Origin of the sequence: Alkalihalobacillus sp. FSL W8-0930 (assembly GCA_037965595.1) — a bacterium.
Lineage (GTDB): Bacteria > Bacillota > Bacilli > Bacillales > Bacillaceae_D > Alkalicoccobacillus.
Genome location: CP150183.1, coordinates 3369162 through 3388887 on the forward strand (window position 1 = coordinate 3369162; position 19726 = coordinate 3388887).

Consider the following 19726-nt stretch of genomic DNA (forward strand, 5'->3'; position numbering starts at 1 on the left):
TGTGATTTGGATTGCCTTTTGTCAAATTTGTCTGCGTATTCTGCCTAAGTCCTTTTATATCAACGGTTTTAGTCTACTAAATTCGTAGTGAAAATAAAATAAAAACATCTGTTCTCCTAACGAGAATAAGGTTACCCACACCTGTGGATAACCTGTAGATAAGCCGTCAGTTCCTCATTTTATTCACATGATTGTTCAAGTAATTCACAGGCAAAAATCGACACGTTTTTATTTTCCGATTGTTTAAAATGTGATAATCGTTTTATTTCATCAGGTACATGTTCAAGCTTCATCTGCCTGAATTGCAATTGTTCAAAAAACACACCAGCTTGTCTTGTTAATAAATAGACTTCCTTTAATTCAAGCTTACGGCCATACGCCAAAGCAGCCTCTAGAAAGCCCATGCCTTTTGCAGGCGTAAAATAGTCCGTTTCAAGCACAAGAGATCGCAGCAACCCATACTCACCAGCTGGTTCAAGTCCAATGATTCCTACAATCTCATTATCTATGGTTTCAGCTACTAAAAAGAAGCTGGTAATGTTTCTTGCATCGTCCTCATGAAGTCCTGCGCGTGCAAGCAGTCGTTGAATATGGAGTAGATCGTGATCTCTAGCCTGTCTGAATACCATTGTCATTCGGATACGCCCCTTTTTAGGTCTTTGCACCATCCTATGCGGGGCTTGTCTCTCGTATTACTGATTTGTCGCAACGGTTGTTGTATCATCACCAAACAGACTATCAAACAATCCTTTAAAGAAATCGACGAAGAAGAACGAAACCTCAACTTCCTCTTCTGTCTCTTCTACTACTTCAACCTCTTCTGCTTCTTCTTGTGGCACTGCATTACTTTGATCCATATCAATAAAGCATAATGGCGGGAACAATACGCACCACCAGTTTTCCCCAAGACCCTCGCCAAGTGTAATTAACACCGCTTGATACTCTCCAGCAGGATACACAAGATTACCATACAGCTTTGTCGGAAAGTCTACTTGTTCGAAATCAACATGATATTCTTGATTAAGCCCTTTGGCTGCAAGCTCAGCTTCCACAATGGCTTCCACTTCACCAAGATTTGATTCAATGACTTCCATTGCTTCCTGCTTTGACTCAATTCCTGTTACCCACTCAGTGATGGAGGCATTCACCTGATCACGAATGTCACGCTTTAGCTTTTGATCTGCAACAGAATCGCTATTTGCAAGGATACGTAAACGAATGGCATCCTCTTGGCTCACTTCTTGATGAAACGCAGCAATTGCTTGGTTTCCTTGGTCTTCCCAGCTTATGATTAATACGAAAAAAGAGAATAATAGATAAATAATAGCTTGTGGTTTCATGACCAGCACCATCCCTTCCTCCCTATTGTGGTCGGGATAGACTGGCTCTAAACCTATAACTCTTCGACAAAATCTCCGTATGCAAGAACAATGCGATCCTTTTTGTTGATATCAAAACGGACCTCGGTTGTTGTTTTCGGGAAAGCTGTTTGCAGCATCTGTCTCACGGCTTCTCCTTGACCTGCACCCACTTCAAATGCAACCAGAGCACGCGGCTTAGCGACTTGTCTGATTTGCTCCGTTAGCTTTCGGTAACAATCAAGACCATCAGCACCTGCAAATAAGGCAAGCTCTGGCTCATGCTCCCGTACATGAACAGCAAGTGTCGGCCGATCTGATTCAGGGATATAAGGCGGATTGGACACGATGATATCAAACGTTTGTCCTGTTTGAATAAAAGGCTCCAACAGATCTCCTTGGTAAAAGCTGATCTCTGCCCCATGCGTAGCTGCATTTTTCTTCGCCATAGCCAGTGCTTTTTCCGAAATATCGACGGCTGAAAGGCTTAGTGATGGATCTTCAAGCGTTAGGGTAGTAGCAATAATACCACTGCCCGTTCCAACATCAACCGCATCAAGTGCCGTAGCATCCGGAAAGACGGCCTTTCTTCGTTCAAGAACTGCGACAATGAGCTCTTCAGTTTCCGGTCGTGGAATAAGAACATCACCCGATACCTGAAACGGGCGACCATAAAATTCTTCATGACCAATCAGATGCTGAACCGGATGACCTTTTCCAAGCATGTGGACATCCTGTTGATACGTGCGAAACAGGTCATCTGGCATCTCGTCGTGAAAACGTGCAAACAAACCTGCGCGGTCAACGCCCAGGTGATGGCGGAGCAGCCATTCACCAGCCATTGTTTCCACGTCTCTCTCCTCCAAAAAAGAAGAAGCCCAACGGAGGGCTTCGTGTATCGTTTGGCTCATCTTAGTCTTCAGCCCGTTCCATCAGCTCAGACTGTTCTTCCATAATCAACTGATCAATAATTTCATCAAGCTTTCCTTGCAAAATTTGCTCCAGCTTTTGCAATGTTAAGCCGATACGGTGATCCGTTACCCGGCTTTGTGGGAAATTGTACGTACGGATTCGCTCAGACCGATCTCCCGTACCAACCGCTGTTTTACGTGTTTCATCGTATTCAGCTTGGATTTCACGATTGATCTTATCAAACACACGCGCACGTAAGATCTTCATTGCTTTTTCTTTGTTTTTAATCTGAGATTTCTCATCCTGCATGGAAACCACAGTACTTGTTGGTAAGTGTGTTAAACGAACCGCTGACATCGTAGTGTTTACACTTTGTCCACCCGGGCCACTTGAAGCAAATGTGTCCACACGAATATCCTTCTCATGGATTTCAACCTCAACCTCTTCCGCCTCAGGAAGAACCGCAACTGTCGCTGTAGACGTATGAATCCGACCACCAGACTCCGTTGAAGGAACACGCTGCACACGGTGTGCTCCGTTTTCATACTTCAGCTTGGAATAGGCACCATTTCCATTCACCATGAAAATAATTTCCTTGTATCCACCAAGCTCTGTTGTCGTCGCTTCCATGACTTCAATCTTCCACCCTTGAGCCTCTGCAAAACGGTGGTACATTTTATAAAGGTCACCCGCAAATAGCTGCGCCTCGTCTCCACCGGCTGCACCGCGAATCTCAACGATTACGTTTTTATCATCATTCGGATCCTTAGGCAGAAGTAAAATACGCAGGCGTTCCTCAAGCTCCTGGGATTGAGACGAAAGCTCAGAGATTTCCTCTTTCACCATCGCGTACATCTCATCATCCAGCTTCTCTTCAATCATCGCCTTCGCATCTTTTAGCTGCTCCGACACTTCCTTGTATTCACGGTACGCTTGAACCGTATCCTCAAGCCCAGACTGCTCCTTGGAGTACTCGCGCAGACGCTTTGTATCACTAATAATATCTGGATCACTTAATAATTCATTTAACCGGTCATATCTGTCCTCTAAAGACTGCAAACGATCAAACATGTCTTCACCTCATAATCTAATATCCGTTCATAGCATAACGTTCTAAGTATAGTATATAGGCACCCCCCGGTCAACGTGACCCCGAGGCGTGCCGGTCTTTTTTGTACCAGAGGTAGGCGTCAATGAGTTCAAAGAGGGCGAGGGCTGTAAGAAGGACTGTGAGGAGGAGCAGTCTCCAGAGTGGCACCTCAATTAGAAGCCACAATAAAACAATGATCGCCCCAACAAAAATCGGGAAAAGCTTTGACAGCTTAAAGCGCCTTTCTGGAATTTGCTTTCCCGGACCAAAATTTGTACCCTTCCCAATTTTACCAGCTACAAAAATCACAACGCTTACAAATAATGCATAAAAGAAACTTCCATTTATAAGGTAGACTGTCGCAACGAGCCAAACCGATAATAAAATTGAATACGTTTTTTCACTAACCATTTTGCATCTCCTTGTTATGTAGCTCCTGTTGTTCTTTTTTGTACCAGAGGTAGGAATCGATATATTCAAACGTATTGATTAAAAGAACAAGTGTAGTTGCTGTAATTTTTCTCCAAAGTGAAAGATCTATAAAATTAGGGATCCAAATAAAAATGAGAAGTACCATTCCTACTAAAATGAGAACCTTTGACGCTGTGAACCTACTTTTTGAGGAAGCTCCCCATAATCCAAACTGGCCATGATAGCCAAGTGTCGCTCCGAGCGTTGCTGCACCGACCATAATTAAGATGTTTATCCATTCAGCATCCAAAACTAATAATAGTATAATAATAATAAAAGGTAGAAAGAATAGCTGTTTCTTCTGACTAATCAATTGGAATGCCCCCCTTTTAACTAACTATACGTTCTCACACGACTTACGGTTTCGTTCTTCCATTTCCAGTATTTCACGCTGTTCTTTTTTGTACCAGATGAAGGCGTCGATGATTTGAAAAACGATGAATAGTACGATGAGGGCAGTTGCCAAGTTGAGGCGCCATTCAGGAGTCGGAAGTTCTACAACCCATATCCAAATGATGATTCCAATCCAGAATAACGAATTAAGCAAGGTGTTCCGCAATCGTTTACTCGCCCATTCTCCCCACACCCCTGACTGAACGTGGTAGGAAATGACCGCCACGATTATAATGCCCGCAGTATAAAGAATCGTTCTTAGCCAATCCATTCCAGCAATCAGACATAAACAGAAAAAGAACAAAGGAATAAGAATCACATGATATTTTAATGTGAGCACACGAACACCCCCAGTTTACCCCGACTATACAGGATTCCAAATTATAGTACAAATAGAAAGATAGATTTTATGTGGGAGGCGTTAGGGAGGAATGGTTTGAGCTTTCGTCTTTGCTAGCGTTGTTGTTCTTGATTGAGCTCCGTTTCTCCTTACTTACTCTCTCATTCTTCTTGGTATAAGAGGGGGTGTTCTTGGTATGGAGGGCTCGGGCTTGGTATTGTCCTCTTTCTTCTTGCTATCAGCACCTGTTTCTTGGTGGAACATGCTCCGGGCTTGGTGGATGGTCTGTTTTTCTTGCTAACGCTCTTCGGTTCTTAATTAAAATTGATTTCTCCTTGGTTGGGTGCGGTTTGTTCTTGGTATTTCTCCACACTCCCACGTTGGCGCTGTAATTTCTCTATTTTTCTTACTACAAGGATCTTTGTTCTTGATATTCCTCCGAACCTTCTTACTAACGCCAATGTTCTTGATTGAGCTCCGCTTCTCCTTACTTACTCTCTCATTCTTCTTAGTGTGAGTGGGGTTGTTCTTGGTATGGAGGGCTCGGGCTTGGTATTGTCCTCTTCCGTCTTGCTATCAGCACCTTTTTCTTGGTGGAACATGCTCCAGGCTTGGTGGACGACCTGTTTTTCTTGCTAACACTCTTCCCTTCTTGATTAAAATTGATTTCTCCTTGATTGGGTAGGGTTTGTTCTTGGTGCTCCTCCTCTCCCCCTCCCCCACACAAAAAAGCCAGAGCATCCCGCTCTGGCTTTTCCTCAACTTTTATTCTGCTTTTTTAATTGCTAATACGTTCTCTGTACCTGCTTTGACTTCTCCAGACTTTAGGAGCTGGATGAATTCATCTTCGGCTAGGTTTGTGAAGACGATTGGTGTGATGATGGATGCGGCTTTTTCAGAGATGATGTCAGTGTCAAAGCGCAGTAGTTCTTGGCCTTGTGTGACTTTGTCTCCTTGTTCGACTAGTGCTTCGAAGCCTTCTCCTTTTAGGTGGACGGTATCAATTCCAACGTGGATCAGGATTTCTTTGCCTGATTCGTCTACGAGTCCAAGGGCGTGCTTGGTCGGGAAGAAGTTCACGATTGTCCCTGCAATTGGTGAGCGGACAATTCCTTCTGTTGGTTTGATGGCGAATCCGTCTCCCATCATTTTTCCGGCAAATACGTTGTCCGGTACGTCTGTGATCGGTAGGATTTCTCCTGTGATTGGAAGGTTGAATGTGAATTCTCCTTCGGTTGTTGGTCCTGCTTCGACAACGGTTTCGACTTCTTCAATTGGCGTTGGTGTCTTGCCTGAGATGATGTCGTTGATTTGTCCTTTTAGTTGATCGGATTTTGGTCCGAAGATGGCTTGGATGTTTTGGCCGACTTGCATGACACCAGATGCTCCAAGTTTTTTCAGACGATCTTTTTGAACTTGATCAACGTCTTTTACAGATACGCGTAGACGTGTGATACATGCGTCAAGGTTTGCAATGTTCTCTTTGTTACCTAGTGCTTTAAGTACTTCATAAGGTAGGTCGCCTACTGGTGCTGAAGCTGTTTCAACTCCCGCGCCTTCTTCGTCTTCCTCACGTCCTGGAGTCATTAGGTTAAACTTCAGAATCGCGAAACGGAATAATACGTAGTAGAGTACTGAGAATCCAAGCCCTACGATGATGACCCACCACCAGTCAGTACGGTTTGGTAGGACTCCGTAAAGAAGGAAGTCGATAACTCCACCTGAGAAGCTCATACCAATTTTCACGTCTAATAGATACATGAGTAAGAATGATAGACCGGCAATCAATGTGTGAATCACAAAAAGAATCGGTGCTACAAACAAGAATGAGAACTCAAGTGGTTCTGTGATACCTGTTAAGAATGCTGTAAGGGCTGCTGATCCCATAAGACCGGCAACAACTTTTTTGTGTTTAGGTTTTGCACAGTGATAGATAGCAAGTGCTGCTGCTGGTAGACCGAACATCATGAATGGGAATTTACCTACCATGAACGTTCCTGCTGTTGGTTCTACGCCATCACGAATCTGTGCGAAGAACATTGCTTGGTCCCCTTTAACCATTTCACCGGCTGCGTTCACATACGTTCCAAACTCAAACCAGAATGGTGAGTAGAAGATATGGTGCAATCCGAATGGAATAAGTGCACGCTCAATCACACCAAAAATGTAGACGCTAAGCGCTGGGCTTGCTTCTGTCATGAAGTATGAGAATGAGTTAAGTCCTGTTTGAATGAAAGGCCAGATAAAGTGAAGAATAACCCCCATGAAAATCGCGAAAAATGCTGTTGCAATTGGTACAAAACGTTTACCAGCAAAGAAGCCTAGGTACTGAGGCAAGCTGATATTATAGTATTTATTAAAGGTAAAGGATGCGAGTAATCCGGCGATAACCCCACCGAACACGCCTGTTGATAATGTCGGGATCCCGAGTACGCTCGCATACGCTGGATCAGCGCCAACCATTTCTGGTGTGATGCCTCCCATGGTTCCCATTGTTACGTTAATAATTAAAAATCCAATAATAGCGGCAAGTCCTGCTACCCCGTCTCCGTTAGAGAGCCCGATGGCTACCCCAACCGCAAAGAGTAACGGTAGATTTGCAAAGACGATATCTCCTGTTTCAAGCATTAAGGTTGAAATCATTGAGAAGACGTCATTTCCTAAGAACGGTAATGTACTCAGGATGTCTGGGTTCTGCATTGCATCACCAAAAGCAAGTAAGATACCAGCTGCAGGTAGTAACGCAACCGGAAGCATTAATGCACGACCCATACGTTGTAACACGCCAAAGGCTTGTTTAAACATGTTTAGTTCCTCCTAATAAGTTTGTAAAATCAACATAAAAAAGCATGAGGGAAAGAACGCTCGTGACCAAAAAAGGATAGACTCCTCCTGTAGATCATTCGAACGTTTTCTTTCTCTCATGCCTGCATCACCAGTCACACGTTTAAGAAAACGATAGGTATTAATTTTGAGTTAGACGTTGCAAGTGAAGCGTCAAATACACCGCTTCTCCCTCAGGAATTTGTTTCTTGAGAGATTGTTGCATGACTTTTATGAGATTCCATGACAAATTATAGCACACTGGATATTCTTTTTGCAATACTTCTTTAAGCGCTTCCATTGGATCAAGATATTTTTCTTCTTCAATTCGCTCGATCGCAAAATGCAGATGACGAACCAATCGTAAATAGTTGATCTCCGTTCGATCCACTTTAATCTGTAAACGCTGTTCAATAATATCCACAAGCTGGGAAATAAGTCGCGTATGGGCATTCACATCTTGAAGGCTACGATTTGTAATTCCACTATGGATGTGAAGCGCAATGAATCCAATCTCACTATCCGGCAGGAGCACATCTAGCTTGTCGTACACAAACTCTCGAATGTCAGTTGCCACTTTAAATTCCTTCGGATAGGCAAGCTCTGTTTCTTTTAAAAATGGATTGACGATCGCTTGTCCTTGTTTAATACGTTTTATCGCATAAAATAAGTGATCAGTTAAAGCAACATGTATATGTTCAAAAAGGGTTGTTGAAAGCTTTTCTTCAATTAACTCAATCACATCGTTCATTAATGCTAAAAAGCCTTCATCTATATAGTGGATTAATTGCTGATACTGTTTTTGTTCGGATTCTTCTTTTAAAACAAAGAACTTCTCCGCTTGTTCTCTGCCGACTTCATCTCCAGATGCTTTTCCGAAGCCTAGGCCTTTTCCGATGAGGACGACTTCATCATAGTCAGGGTGGCTCGCAACCAACACATTATTATTAAGTACTTTCTTGACAATGAGCATGACGCAAAAGCCCCCTCTAATCCTAAAAAGACTGTTCTCATCATACGAAACGAGACAGCGTTCGTCAATCCTGTTGTTCCTTTGTTTGATCCATATATGGTTAGGGAATCCTTTGAGATAGACTTATAATGAAAAATGGAGGTGACCGAATGAATTATGTGATTATAGGCGGGGATGCTGCTGGAATGAGTGCGGCGATGCAAATTGTACGAAATGATGAGGATGCAAAAGTGACGGTTCTAGAGAGTGGAACGTATTATTCGTATGCACAGTGTGGCTTGCCGTATTTACTTAGTGGAGTGGTTGAAGAAGCTGATCAGCTCGTGGCACGTAATGTTGAGACCTTCCGCGAAAAACATGGAATTGATGCGCGGGTGAATCACAAGGTGACAGGTGTTGATCCAGAGCAAAAGACGGTACGTGGCGATGGATTTGAGGTTTCCTACGACAAACTATTGATTGCAACCGGCGCCAGACCTGTTGTACCTGACTGGGATGGAATGAATCTTGGACGGATCCATACGCTAAAAACGATTCCTGATGCGCTCGAGATTATGAATAACCTAGGAGAAGATGTGAATCACGTGACGATTGTTGGTGGCGGTTATATCGGGCTTGAGGTCGCTGAAAACATGGCGTTGCTCGGTAAGAAGGTGACGATCATTAATCGTTCGGAGCGATTAGGCGCTGACTTTGAAAAGAGTATGTCCTCTCTTATTCAAGAGGAAGCCACGAAGCACGGCGTAGAGCTTATATTAGGAGCAACGATCACAGGATTTTCTGGAGATTCAGATGGAAATGTTCAGACTGTAAAGACCTCGGAGCAGACTCTTCAAACAGATCTTGTGATTGTGGCTGTTGGTGTCACACCAAATACAGACTTCTTAGAGGGAACAGGCATCCATTTCTCACCACAGGGAGCAATCAAGGTTAATGCCTACCTGGAATCAAATGTACCCGACATTTATGCCGCCGGCGATTGTGCCACTCAATATCACAGATTAAAGAAAATTGATGATTTTCTTCCGCTAGGTACACATGCTAATAAACAGGGTCGATTAGCGGGCCTTAACATGATTGGTCACGCGCGTGCGTTTCAAGGAGTTGTTGGGACAGCGATTATGCAATTTTTTGACTTAACGTTAGCACGAACAGGTCTTTCTTCCAGAGAAGCGCAGGAGCTTAAGTTTCCATGTGCCGTCTCTGAAACAGAAACCTCAACTAGTGCAGCCTACCATCCGAATGCCGAGCGGATACATAGCTTACTCGTCTATCACCGCGATACGGAACAGGTACTCGGTGGTCAATTCATCGGTAAAACCGGTGTCGATAAACGAGTGGATGTGCTAGCAACTGCCCTTTATTACTCGGTGACGATGGAACAAATCGAGAACCTCGACCTTTCCTATGCCCCACCGTATAACAGCGTCTGGGATCCGATTCAACAAACAGCGCGAAGACGGTGAAACAGGCGGGACATAACCTTAAGTTGATGATTAAAACACAAACATAGCACCAGACCCGCTACAGGAGAATCCCTCGCTTTCCACGGGAACGGCCTCAGCCCCTTTCGCGGAAGAAGCGCCGCTACAGTGTCTTCACCGCGTTCTGTTCCGTAGGAGTCTCGGGTTCTCCTTCCGCTCGTTTTCTCAAAAACACTAATGGCGAACGATTAGACTGTCTAATCATTCGCCATTTTCTTATTGATTTTTAGTTTTGTCTCAGGCTCTTTGTCTTTATAAATGCGAAGGAGCCGATTCCTCGTCTTTATTAAAAAATTGAGCCGGCTCATCTGGTACTTGATGACAGTGGCGACATCTAGGCTCATAGGATTCAGAAGCACCTACTAAGATGATAGGGTCGTTATAAGAAGCTGGTTCTCCGTTAATTAATCGTTGCGTCCGACTTGCTGATGCCGCACAGCTTGCGCAAACCGCCTGAAGCTTAGTTACTTGCTCAGCCAAAGCCATCAACTGCATGGTCGGTCCAAATGGTTCACCACGAAAGTCGAGATCAAGACCTGCGCAAATCACGCGAATTCCACGATCGGCTAGTTCACTTGCCGTATCAATAATGGCTACATCAAAAAATTGAACTTCATCAATGGCGACAACCACCGTATCTTCATCAACAGCTTGAAGTAAATCCATTGCCGTTGCAACTGGCTCGGCCCATACTTTATTCCCGTTATGTGAAACGACCTCTTCCACACTATATCGATTATCAAGTAATGGTTTAAAGACCTGCGCTTTTAGTTTGCCGAATCCGACACGACGCACGCGACGAATCAGCTCTTCAGATTTGCCCGAGAACATGCCCCCGCAAATCACTTCGATTCGACCTTCCTGATTATGACTGTTCATTTGAACCCACCTTACTTTGTTCTTTCCCCATACGATATCGCACTTTACCTACGTTGTATAGGGTTCGCCTAAAGTTATAAGCTATGTATAGACAGAAAAAAAGCAGGCAAGTATGTCTGCCTGCTATATTTCTTATAGGTTGTATTTCTTTTTGAAACGGTCAACACGTCCGCCAACATCGTTAAGCTTCTGCTTACCAGTGTAGAACGGGTGTGAATCAGAGCTGATCTCAACTTTAAGAAGTGGGTATGTGTTACCATCTTCCCATTCAATTGTTTCAGCAGATCCTTTAGTAGAACCACTCAAAAATTTGAATCCTGTACTTGTGTCTAAAAAGACAACCTTTTGGTAATTAGGATGGATATCCTGTTTCATAATCTTTCATCTCCTTTTGCCCTGAATCTCTTCGAAACAGAGTTAGTTCGCACACGCAAGAATTATATCAATTTCGACAGACAAATGCAATATCGTTTTTCTTATGATTTTGAGCTGACTGGACGTTTGCGTACACCCTTCATGTCTTGATCAAGAGATTCGAAAAACTCATCGTTTGTTTTTGTACTCTTCACGCGTTTAATGAACTGATCTACGTATTCTGCAGAATCATTCATTGTTTTACGGATTGTCCAAAGCTTATCAAGCTGAGACTTATCAATAAGTAACTCTTCTTTACGTGTTCCAGAGCGACGAATATCAATCGACGGGAAGATACGACGTTCAGAAAGCTTACGATCAAGATGAAGCTCCATGTTACCAGTTCCTTTAAATTCCTCGTAAATGACATCATCCATACGAGATCCGGTTTCAATAAGAGCTGTTGCTAGAATGGTTAAGCTACCGCCCTCTTCAATATTACGCGCTGCCCCAAAGAATCGCTTCGGACGGTGGAATGCCGCCGGATCAATCCCCCCTGATAGGGTACGCCCACTTGGTGGAATGTGCAGGTTATACGCACGTGCAAGACGTGTAATACTATCCATTAAAATGACAACATCTTTTTTATGCTCAACCAGACGCATCGCACGCTCTAGTACAAGTTCAGCGACTTTAATATGGTTTTCAGGCACTTCATCGAATGTTGAGCTAATTACTTCCCCTTTTACAGAGCGCTCAATATCCGTTACTTCCTCTGGACGCTCATCAATGAGTAGAACCATCAGCTCTACATCTGGATGATTATCGGCAATACTATTGGCTACTTCCTTCATTAAGGAGGTTTTTCCTGCCTTTGGAGGGGCAACAATCAATCCACGCTGACCAAAACCAATCGGTGAAATGATATCAATGATACGAGAAGACACTCGGCCTGGTTTAGACTCAAGCTCAATTTTCACCTCTGGATATAACGGTGTTAAGGCCGGGAAATACGGACGGTCCTTGGACGTTTCCGGTGCTTTTCCGTTAACCGCCTCAACATGAAGCAAGCCATGGAATCGCTCATTCTCTTTTGGAGGGCGAACTTTTCCTGATACCTTATCCCCTTTACGCAAATCAAAACGACGGATTTGCGAAGCAGAAATATAAATATCCTCTACACTCGGTTTATATGCGATTGGGCGAAGGAATCCAAATCCTTCGTTTGGGACAATATCTAACACACCTTCCATAAACATAAGGCCGTCCTTTTCAGCCTGGCCCTTTAGAATGGAAAAGATTAATTCTCTTTTTGTTAGTTTACTATAGTAGGAAACTTTAAACTCTTTCGCAAGTTCATAGAGTTCCTTTAATTTTAATTTTTCTAGTTCGGCAATGTGGACACTCATTCTTACACCACGTTTCTAATAATTTTCGTTCACTCATTCTTTGAAAGCGCTTTTTTGAATGCATTTCTTAAAAGTTCATCACAAAATAGACTATAAAACGACTTACTGATAGAAAGTTTGTACGTAAAGTTGGAGATTATTTAACGTTTAGTCAATTTGGGAGTTTGTGTACGTCATCCATTAATCTAAATAGGAGAATTCGTGGAGAAATCCATTCGCGGTTCATGTATGATAGCGAGTATATTCTCTTATATTACCCTAAAACATACTAAATATTCAATACCTCATAAAAAAATAGAAGAGAACAAACAAAAAGAACCAACAGAGGCTCTGCTGGTTCTAGTACCCGACTCGTTTAACGAATAACGAGATCTGGCTTCTTTTTCATGCTATGCGTTCCTTCAACAAAACGAATTGTACCGGATTTCGCACGCATAACAATGGATTGGGTATCGGCATTTTTCCCTTTATAACGGACCCCTTTTAAGAGTTCTCCATCGGTTACTCCAGTTGCCGCAAAGATACAATCATCTCCACCTACTAGATCGTCCATTTTAAAGACTTTATCTATGTCTGTGATCCCCATCTTATGGCAACGTTCGATTTCTGCGTCATTTTGAGGAAGTAGGCGACCTTGTAATTCTCCACCTAGACATTTTAATCCTGCTGCTGCAATGACACCCTCCGGCGCACCACCTGATCCAAGCATGATATCCACACCTGTATCACCAAATGCAGTATTAATAGCCGCCGCCACATCACCGTCAGAAAGAAGTTTAATTCTGGCGCCTGCCTCACGAATTTCTTGGATCATTTTTGTATGGCGTTCACGATTCAAAATCGTAACCACAAGATCTTCAATGTCCTTATTCTTCGCTTTTGCTACAGCTCGAAGGTTATCAATGACAGGTGCATCAATGTCAACAAGCCCAACAGACTCTGGTCCTACCGCAATCTTTTCCATATACATATCTGGAGCGTTTAACAGCTGGCCATTGTCAGCCACCGCAAGTACGGCAAGTGCATTCCACTGACCATACGCTACGATATTTGTTCCTTCTAATGGATCAACTGCAACATCTACACGTGGACCATAGCCGTTCCCAAGCTTTTCTCCTATGTAAAGCATTGGGGCCTCATCCATTTCCCCTTCACCAATTACAACGGTACCTTTCATTGGAATGGTATCGAACACATCACGCATCGCTTCAGTTGCTGCACGATCCGCTTCTTCCTTGTTCCCTCTTCCCATCCAACGTCCGGACGCTAAGGCTGCCGCTTCTGTCACACGAACTAGCTCCATTGATAAACTTCTTTCCATAACCAGATTCCTCCCCGTATACGTACATCATCTATTAGCTTTTTACTTGTTCACGTTCTTCTTCTGACATTTGTTCACGCCAGATTCGTGCACCTAACCCTACAAGCTTTTCTTCTAGATTCTCATATCCGCGGTCTACATGCTCTAGACCTGAAAGTTCTGTTACTCCGTTGGCCATTAGTCCTGCTATTAATAACGCAGCCCCGGCTCTAAGGTCGCTCGCTCTCACCTTTGCTCCCTGAAGTTCGGTTGCACCATTAATAATGGCTGATCTGCCTTCTACCTTTACATCTGCTCCCATCCGACGGATTTCGTCGATATGTTTAAAGCGAGCATTATAAATGGTGTCGGTTACAATACTGGTTCCTTTTGCTTGCGTGAGCAAGGTTGTAAACGGCTGCTGCAAATCAGTCGGGAACCCTGGATAGACAAGTGTCTTAATGTCCACTCCCGTTTTTTCTTTGTGATTCTCAATTAAAACCTGGTCATCTCGCTCTTCAACAGTGACACCCATTTCTCGTAGTTTCGCAATCAACGACTCTACGTGATACGGAATGATATTATCAACAACCACTTTTTGACCAATCGCTGCTGCAAGAATCATATACGTCCCTGCCTCGATTCGATCAGGAATGATCGTATGACGACAACCATGTAACGATTCAACGCCATCAATACGAATGACATTGGTTCCGGCACCCTTAATCTTTGCTCCCATATTCGTAAGAAGTGTAGCAACATCAATAATTTCGGGTTCCTTGGCTGCATTTTCAATCACCGTCTGTCCTTTAGCTAGAACAGCGGCTAACATAATGTTAATAGTTGCTCCAACGCTAACAACATCCAGGTAAATTCGAGCGCCTTTCAGTTCATCCGCACGCAAATAAATGGCACCTTGTTCATTGGTCACTTTAGCGCCAAGTGCTTCAAACCCTTTTATATGCTGATCGATAGGTCGCGGACCCAAGTTACACCCGCCAGGAAGTCCAATCACCGCTTTTTTAAATTTTCCAAGCATCGCACCCATCAAATAATAAGACGCGCGCAATTGTTTCACTCGTCCATTTGGAAGTGGCATTGAAAACATTTCTTCAGGATGAATCGTCATCTCGTGATCACTTAACTCAACTGATCCACCAATTTCTTTTAAAAGCTCTGAAAGCAGCTCTACATCTGAAATATTTGGTAAATTGTCTATGGTCACAGGGCTGTCCGCTAATATAGCAGCTGGAATTAAAGCCACTGCACTATTTTTTGCTCCACCAATTTGTACGGTTCCTTCTAAAGGGTAACCGCCCTCAATCATTAATTTATCCATGATCGCTTCCCTTCTTTCCTCGTTCCGTCCTTCTAACCAGTATAGCCAGTTTCATCCTTATTATAAAAGCTGACCATGACATAAACTGGGCAGAAGGACGGACCAAATTCGCTTATAAGCTAATGGTCCGCCATCTGTCATGAATTAGTTATTACGATTATCCCAGTCAGCAAGGAACTTCTCAATTCCTTGATCAGTCAGTGGATGTTTAGTTAATTGTTTGATTACATTAAGCGGAATTGTTGCAATATGAGCACCTCTGATCGCTGCCTCTGTTACGTGAACAGGATGGCGAACGGATGCTGCAATGATTTCTGTAGGCAGCTTGTGCGTTTCAAAAATCGCTGCAATTTGATCAATAAGGTCAAGTCCATCATGTCCAATATCATCAAGTCTACCAAGGAACGGAGATACATACGTTGCTCCTGCACGTGCTGCAAGTAAGGCTTGTACAGCAGAGAAAACAAGCGTTACATTTGTTTTGATTCCTAGCTCAGAAAAAGCGTGAACGGCTTTAAGGCCATCCGGTGTCATTGGAACCTTAACTGTAATGTTAGGAGCAATAGCAGCCAGCTCTTTTCCTTCACTAATCATTGTTTCAGCGTCAAGTGCAATGACTTCAGCGCTTACAGATTCAGAAACAAGATCTGTGATTTCACGTAATCGATCGTGGAAATCCACGCCTTCTTTTGCCACAAGTGATGGATTTGTAGTAACTCCTGAAAGAATGCCTAACTCTTTTGCTTCACGAATCTCGTTAATATTTGCTGTATCAATGAAGAATTTCATTAAGAACACATCGCTTTCTAAAGTAGATTGTCATGATTGTTTGAAAAATCGACAAAAGCAGTTCCAAAAGAACTGCTTTTATCATTGTGCATGATTATGCCTTGTTTGAAGAACCAAATTCTTGCATTTTTCCAGCTACAGTTGCTTTGATCGCATCTCTAGCAGGTCCAAGATATTTACGTGGATCATACTCATCCGGCTTAGCAGCAAGTGTTTCACGAACTGCTTTAGCTGAAGAAATTTGGCTTTCTGTATTTACATTGATTTTGGCATGACCAAACTCAATTGCTTTTTTAATATCGTTTGTTGGAATTCCAGTACCACCGTGAAGAACAAGTGGAATACCTACAAGACCATCAATTGTTTTCATGTGATCAAAACCAAGGTTTGGTTCACCTTTGTAAGGACCATGAACAGAACCTAGTGCAGGAGCAAAGCAATCAACGCCTGTTGCTTCTACAAGCTCTTTACATTCTTCAGGAATTGCGTAAGCTGCTTCAGCATCATCAACGATTAGATCGTCTTCTTGTCCGCCAATACGGCCAAGCTCAGCTTCTACAGATACTCCTACAGCGTGTGCCATTTGAACAACACGTTTAGTAAGCTCGATGTTTTCTTCTAGTGGATGATGAGATCCATCAATCATAACAGAAGTGAATCCAGCACGGATTGCGCGCGCGCAGCTTTCAAGACTTGAACCGTGGTCAAGGTGAATCGCTACAGGAACTTCTACTCCATACTCTTCCATAAGTGCTTCAACCAATTTCACAATTGTTTTGAAACCACCCATGTAACGAGCAGCACCTTCAGATACACCAAGAATAACTGGAGAGTTTTCTTCTTTGGCTGCTTGAAGAATCGCTTGAGTAAACTCAAGGTTGTTTACGTTAAACTGTCCAACAGCATAACCTTCTGATTTTGCTTTGTTCAGCATGTCTGTCATTGAAACTAAAGGCATAATGATGATCCTCCTACTATATATTGCAGATTTTCTTACATCAGAGCGTCAAAATTAACCACGTGCTACTGCATACGTGAAGATGTGAACCGGAATCCACAGAGCTTGTCCACTATGTAATAATAGTTGAACCAATCACGTGTTGGTTACATTTTGTGTTCTTTTGATCGAATCCATTATAGCATATTATGAGTCAAAAACACGTTTTTTACGCCATAGTTTCTATGATTTTTTAGAAAGTCACCGCGTGAAAGCCCTTCACTTTTACAAATGATCTCGAATGACCTGTCTCACATCATCAATATCAAATGGTTTCGAAAAGTAACTAACCGCTCCGAGCTCGATCGCTTCGTTAATTAAATTTAATTCTCCGTATGCAGTCATCATAATTACTTTAATATCAGGATGAGTCACTTTGATTCTTCGGAGAATCTCTAAGCCATCCATACCAGGGATCTTCATATCGAGTAAAATGAGGTCCGGGTTCTCATCTTGAACGATACTTAGTGCTTGGACGCCGTTTGCAGCTTGATGAACGGAATAACCATCCTTCTGCAAAATCTCATTAAGAAGCACACGTATACCGTATTGATCGTCTACCACCAGTAATTTTTTCAATTTTCAACCTCCTTATGCGCTAGACTATGTTTAGAGATAAAGAACTATTTTCGGTGTTCTCGATAAGGAATCCTGCTTTTGTTTGCATTTTGTTAAAAAAAATCGAAATTTGTTTATACAAGCGCAGAATTATGATGTTTGTTACAATAAAACAAAAGAAAATCGATTCAAAGGAGAATCCATATGCTTCGTATATTTAACACTCAAGTAACAGGAGCCACTAAAGCTCTTTTACATAAAGAAGAAGACATCGAGGACGCCGCACGCCTGTTAAGCCAGGCTCTCGCAGCAGACGATCATGTCTACATCGCAGCCTTCGGTGAAATGAAAGCCATCGAAGCAGAAGCCGTACATGGACATGAGGCCCTGCCAAATGTTCACTCTCTTGACGAGTACGGCATTGATTCTGTGACAGAGCGCGATCGCGTGGTGCTCGCTACTCGTTTTTCCCACGACGAAGAAGCCGTGCAGCTTGCCCGTAAGCTTGCCAGACGCGGAATTCCTTTTCTCTCTATTACTACCATAACAGAGAATGACGAAGCTTCTCTAGTCTCATATAGCGATCTCACCCTCGATTTGAATCTTCACCAAGGCCTAGTGCCTGATGAGGACGGCACACGTGTCGGGTATCCCGCTTCACTACTGGGCTTGCATGCTTACTTTTTGCTTCTGCTTGTGGTGCGGGAGATTTTGGCGGAGGTTGGGTGAGACGTTCGTTCGTAGATTAGTGGTGCGGAGAGTATTTTTGTAGGGGGCCAGGGGAAAGTGCTCGATTTATGAGCATTTGGAATGAGGTTTTGCGCGTACTTGGGTTTTTGAGCACCGAGCCTGGTTTTTTGCGCATTCTTCGGGTTTTTGAGCACTGTGCCTGATTTTTGCGCATTCTTCGGGTTTTTGAGCACTGCACTAGAGTTAGTCTTAAAAGTGGAAACATTAAAATGAGCATTCGTAGACTAGACGTAACGATAAAAAGGATGTGTTCATATGGGAAAGCATCATTCAATGGAGTATAAGGAGTATGTCGCTAAATTAGTGGTGGAAGATGGGCGTAAGGGAACGGATGTGGCGTATGACCTTGGACTTCATGTATCCACAGTCAATCGCTGGGTTCAAATGTATAAAAAGAAACACGTGACTTCTCTCTCAGATATGCCGATGACCCAATCTGAAGTTGAAGCCTTAAAAAAACGGAATGAAGATCTTGAGGAGGAGTTAGAGATCTTAAAAAAGGCTATGCACATCTTCACGCAAAACCCCAAGTGAAATTTCTGTTTATAGAGGCCCATCGTGACGAACACTCGGTGGTGAAGATGTGTGGGGTGCTCAACGTTTCAACGAGTGGGTTCTACAAGTGGAGAGGAAAACAAAGGGACGAAAAGACTATAAGAGAAAGACAAAAAGCTGACGTTAAGCAAAAGATCAGTCAGTCCTTTCATGAAAGCTTCGGCACGTATGGCAGCCCTCGTGTACATCACGATTTAATCGAATGGGGCTACACGCTCTCTCAAAAAACAGTGGCTCGATACATGAAAGAATTGAAGCTGAGTGCCAAAACAAAAGTAAAATACGTAGTGACCACAGATTCCAATCATGGCTTAAAAGTATTTCCAAATCTAATGAACCGACAATTTAAAGCCTATCATCCGAACACAAAGTGGGTGACAGATATAACGTATGTCCGTACCGTCGAGGGTTGGCTTTATATAGCGACGGTTATGGATTTGTTTTCCCGCAAGATCGTTGGGATTCATATGGCAGCGTCAATGGATAAAGAGCTTGTCATTACGGCTCTCAAGCGAGCCCTTTCTACAAGACAACCACCAAAAGGGTTCATCCATCATTCAGATCAAGGTTCCCAATACTGTTCAAGTGCTTATCTAGAGGTCATAGAAAAAGCCCAGGCGAAAATAAGCATGAGTAGAAAAGGAGATCCTTACGACAATGCCTGTATCGAGTCTTTCCATGCGACGATAAAAAAAGAGCTCATCTATCGGGTTCGTTTTGAAACAAGAAAGGAAGCTATGAAGGTCATCAATCATTATATTTTTAATGTGTACAATACGAAGAGAAAACACTCATCTTTAGGCTATCAATCACCGAATCAATATGAGCAAAACTATCTAAAATCGTTATCATAGATGACGCAAAAAAGGACCAATTAAGCATAAGACATTCAACCCTAAATGGAAGGGTTGAATGTCTTATGCCCAGCAAGCGGAGCGCGGTAGGCTTTATA

Annotated in this window: 21 protein-coding genes; 4 read left to right on the top strand and 17 right to left on the bottom strand. The window is 43.0% G+C overall.

Going from position 1 to position 19726, the window contains the following annotated elements; genetic code table 11:
- Positions 1-179: 179 nt before the first annotated feature.
- The 9 genes from NSQ54_17560 to NSQ54_17600 all read right to left on the bottom strand — a co-directional run bounded on the left by NSQ54_17560 (position 180) and on the right by NSQ54_17600 (position 8360).
- On the bottom strand, positions 180-635 hold the full coding sequence (locus NSQ54_17560; GenBank protein ID WYP26112.1) for a hypothetical protein: 456 nt from the start codon (positions 633-635) through the stop codon (positions 180-182).
- Between the two features lie 57 nt (positions 636-692).
- Positions 693-1340, bottom strand: coding sequence for a stage II sporulation protein R (gene spoIIR, locus NSQ54_17565; protein WYP26113.1), 648 nt, complete (start codon positions 1338-1340; stop codon positions 693-695).
- A gap of 53 nt (positions 1341-1393) precedes the next feature.
- A complete protein-coding gene (gene prmC / locus NSQ54_17570) occupies positions 1394-2209 on the bottom strand; it encodes a peptide chain release factor N(5)-glutamine methyltransferase (protein WYP26114.1) in 816 nt (271 codons plus the stop codon).
- A 61-nt stretch (positions 2210-2270) separates the two neighbouring features.
- Positions 2271-3341, bottom strand: coding sequence for a peptide chain release factor 1 (gene prfA, locus NSQ54_17575; GenBank protein ID WYP26115.1), 1071 nt, complete (start codon positions 3339-3341; stop codon positions 2271-2273).
- 70 nt (positions 3342-3411) lie between these two features.
- Complete coding sequence (locus NSQ54_17580) at positions 3412-3771, bottom strand: hypothetical protein (protein WYP26116.1); 360 nt, start codon at positions 3769-3771, stop codon at positions 3412-3414.
- Positions 3764-4144 (bottom strand): hypothetical protein, encoded by a 381-nt coding sequence (locus tag NSQ54_17585; protein WYP26117.1) that lies wholly within the window; start codon positions 4142-4144, stop codon positions 3764-3766. Before NSQ54_17585 ends, NSQ54_17580 begins: the two co-directional genes overlap by 8 nt.
- Positions 4145-4168: 24 nt before the next feature.
- On the bottom strand, positions 4169-4564 hold the full coding sequence (locus tag NSQ54_17590; GenBank protein ID WYP26118.1) for a hypothetical protein: 396 nt from the start codon (positions 4562-4564) through the stop codon (positions 4169-4171).
- A gap of 765 nt (positions 4565-5329) precedes the next feature.
- The gene (ptsG, locus tag NSQ54_17595; GenBank protein WYP26119.1) at positions 5330-7369 is read right to left on the bottom strand and encodes a glucose-specific PTS transporter subunit IIBC; all 2040 of its coding nucleotides are present in this window, start codon (positions 7367-7369) and stop codon (positions 5330-5332) included.
- A 160-nt stretch (positions 7370-7529) separates the two neighbouring features.
- Entirely contained in the window at positions 7530-8360 is an 831-nt protein-coding gene (locus NSQ54_17600; protein ID WYP26120.1) for a transcription antiterminator, read from the bottom strand.
- A gap of 149 nt (positions 8361-8509) precedes the next feature.
- Here NSQ54_17600 and NSQ54_17605 point away from each other — a divergent pair, with 149 nt between their 5' ends.
- Positions 8510-9826 carry an FAD-dependent oxidoreductase gene (locus NSQ54_17605; GenBank protein WYP26121.1) on the top strand — a complete coding sequence of 439 codons (1317 nt, stop codon included), beginning with the start codon at positions 8510-8512 and terminating at the stop codon, positions 9824-9826.
- A gap of 270 nt (positions 9827-10096) precedes the next feature.
- Here NSQ54_17605 and NSQ54_17610 read toward each other — a convergent pair whose 3' ends face one another.
- The 8 genes from NSQ54_17610 to NSQ54_17645 form a co-directional block, all read right to left on the bottom strand.
- A complete protein-coding gene (locus tag NSQ54_17610) occupies positions 10097-10723 on the bottom strand; it encodes a thymidine kinase (protein WYP26122.1) in 627 nt (208 codons plus the stop codon).
- Between the two features lie 132 nt (positions 10724-10855).
- The gene (locus tag NSQ54_17615; GenBank protein WYP26123.1) at positions 10856-11098 is read right to left on the bottom strand and encodes a type B 50S ribosomal protein L31; all 243 of its coding nucleotides are present in this window, start codon (positions 11096-11098) and stop codon (positions 10856-10858) included.
- A 101-nt stretch (positions 11099-11199) separates the two neighbouring features.
- Positions 11200-12486 (bottom strand): transcription termination factor Rho, encoded by a 1287-nt coding sequence (gene rho, locus NSQ54_17620; protein WYP26124.1) that lies wholly within the window; start codon positions 12484-12486, stop codon positions 11200-11202.
- Positions 12487-12841: 355 nt separating this feature from the next.
- On the bottom strand, positions 12842-13807 hold the full coding sequence (gene glpX / locus NSQ54_17625) for a class II fructose-bisphosphatase (GenBank protein WYP26125.1): 966 nt from the start codon (positions 13805-13807) through the stop codon (positions 12842-12844).
- Between the two features lie 34 nt (positions 13808-13841).
- Positions 13842-15125, bottom strand: a complete 1284-nt coding sequence (locus NSQ54_17630) for a UDP-N-acetylglucosamine 1-carboxyvinyltransferase (GenBank protein WYP26126.1) — start codon at positions 15123-15125, stop codon at positions 13842-13844.
- A 144-nt stretch (positions 15126-15269) separates the two neighbouring features.
- The gene (gene fsa, locus NSQ54_17635; GenBank protein ID WYP26127.1) at positions 15270-15914 is read right to left on the bottom strand and encodes a fructose-6-phosphate aldolase; all 645 of its coding nucleotides are present in this window, start codon (positions 15912-15914) and stop codon (positions 15270-15272) included.
- A 94-nt stretch (positions 15915-16008) separates the two neighbouring features.
- Positions 16009-16872 (bottom strand): class II fructose-1,6-bisphosphate aldolase, encoded by an 864-nt coding sequence (gene fba / locus NSQ54_17640; protein WYP26128.1) that lies wholly within the window; start codon positions 16870-16872, stop codon positions 16009-16011.
- Positions 16873-17136: 264 nt separating this feature from the next.
- Complete coding sequence (locus NSQ54_17645) at positions 17137-17490, bottom strand: response regulator (protein ID WYP26129.1); 354 nt, start codon at positions 17488-17490, stop codon at positions 17137-17139.
- Between the two features lie 183 nt (positions 17491-17673).
- Here NSQ54_17645 and NSQ54_17650 point away from each other — a divergent pair, with 183 nt between their 5' ends.
- The 3 genes from NSQ54_17650 to NSQ54_17660 all read left to right on the top strand — a co-directional run bounded on the left by NSQ54_17650 (position 17674) and on the right by NSQ54_17660 (position 19628).
- The gene (locus NSQ54_17650; GenBank protein ID WYP26130.1) at positions 17674-18198 is read left to right on the top strand and encodes a DUF2529 family protein; all 525 of its coding nucleotides are present in this window, start codon (positions 17674-17676) and stop codon (positions 18196-18198) included.
- A gap of 276 nt (positions 18199-18474) precedes the next feature.
- Positions 18475-18753, top strand: coding sequence for a transposase (locus NSQ54_17655; GenBank protein WYP26131.1), 279 nt, complete (start codon positions 18475-18477; stop codon positions 18751-18753).
- The gene (locus tag NSQ54_17660) at positions 18750-19628 is read left to right on the top strand and encodes an IS3 family transposase (protein WYP26132.1); all 879 of its coding nucleotides are present in this window, start codon (positions 18750-18752) and stop codon (positions 19626-19628) included. The genes NSQ54_17655 and NSQ54_17660 overlap by 4 nt, the downstream gene beginning before the upstream one ends.
- Positions 19629-19726: the final 98 nt, after the last annotated feature.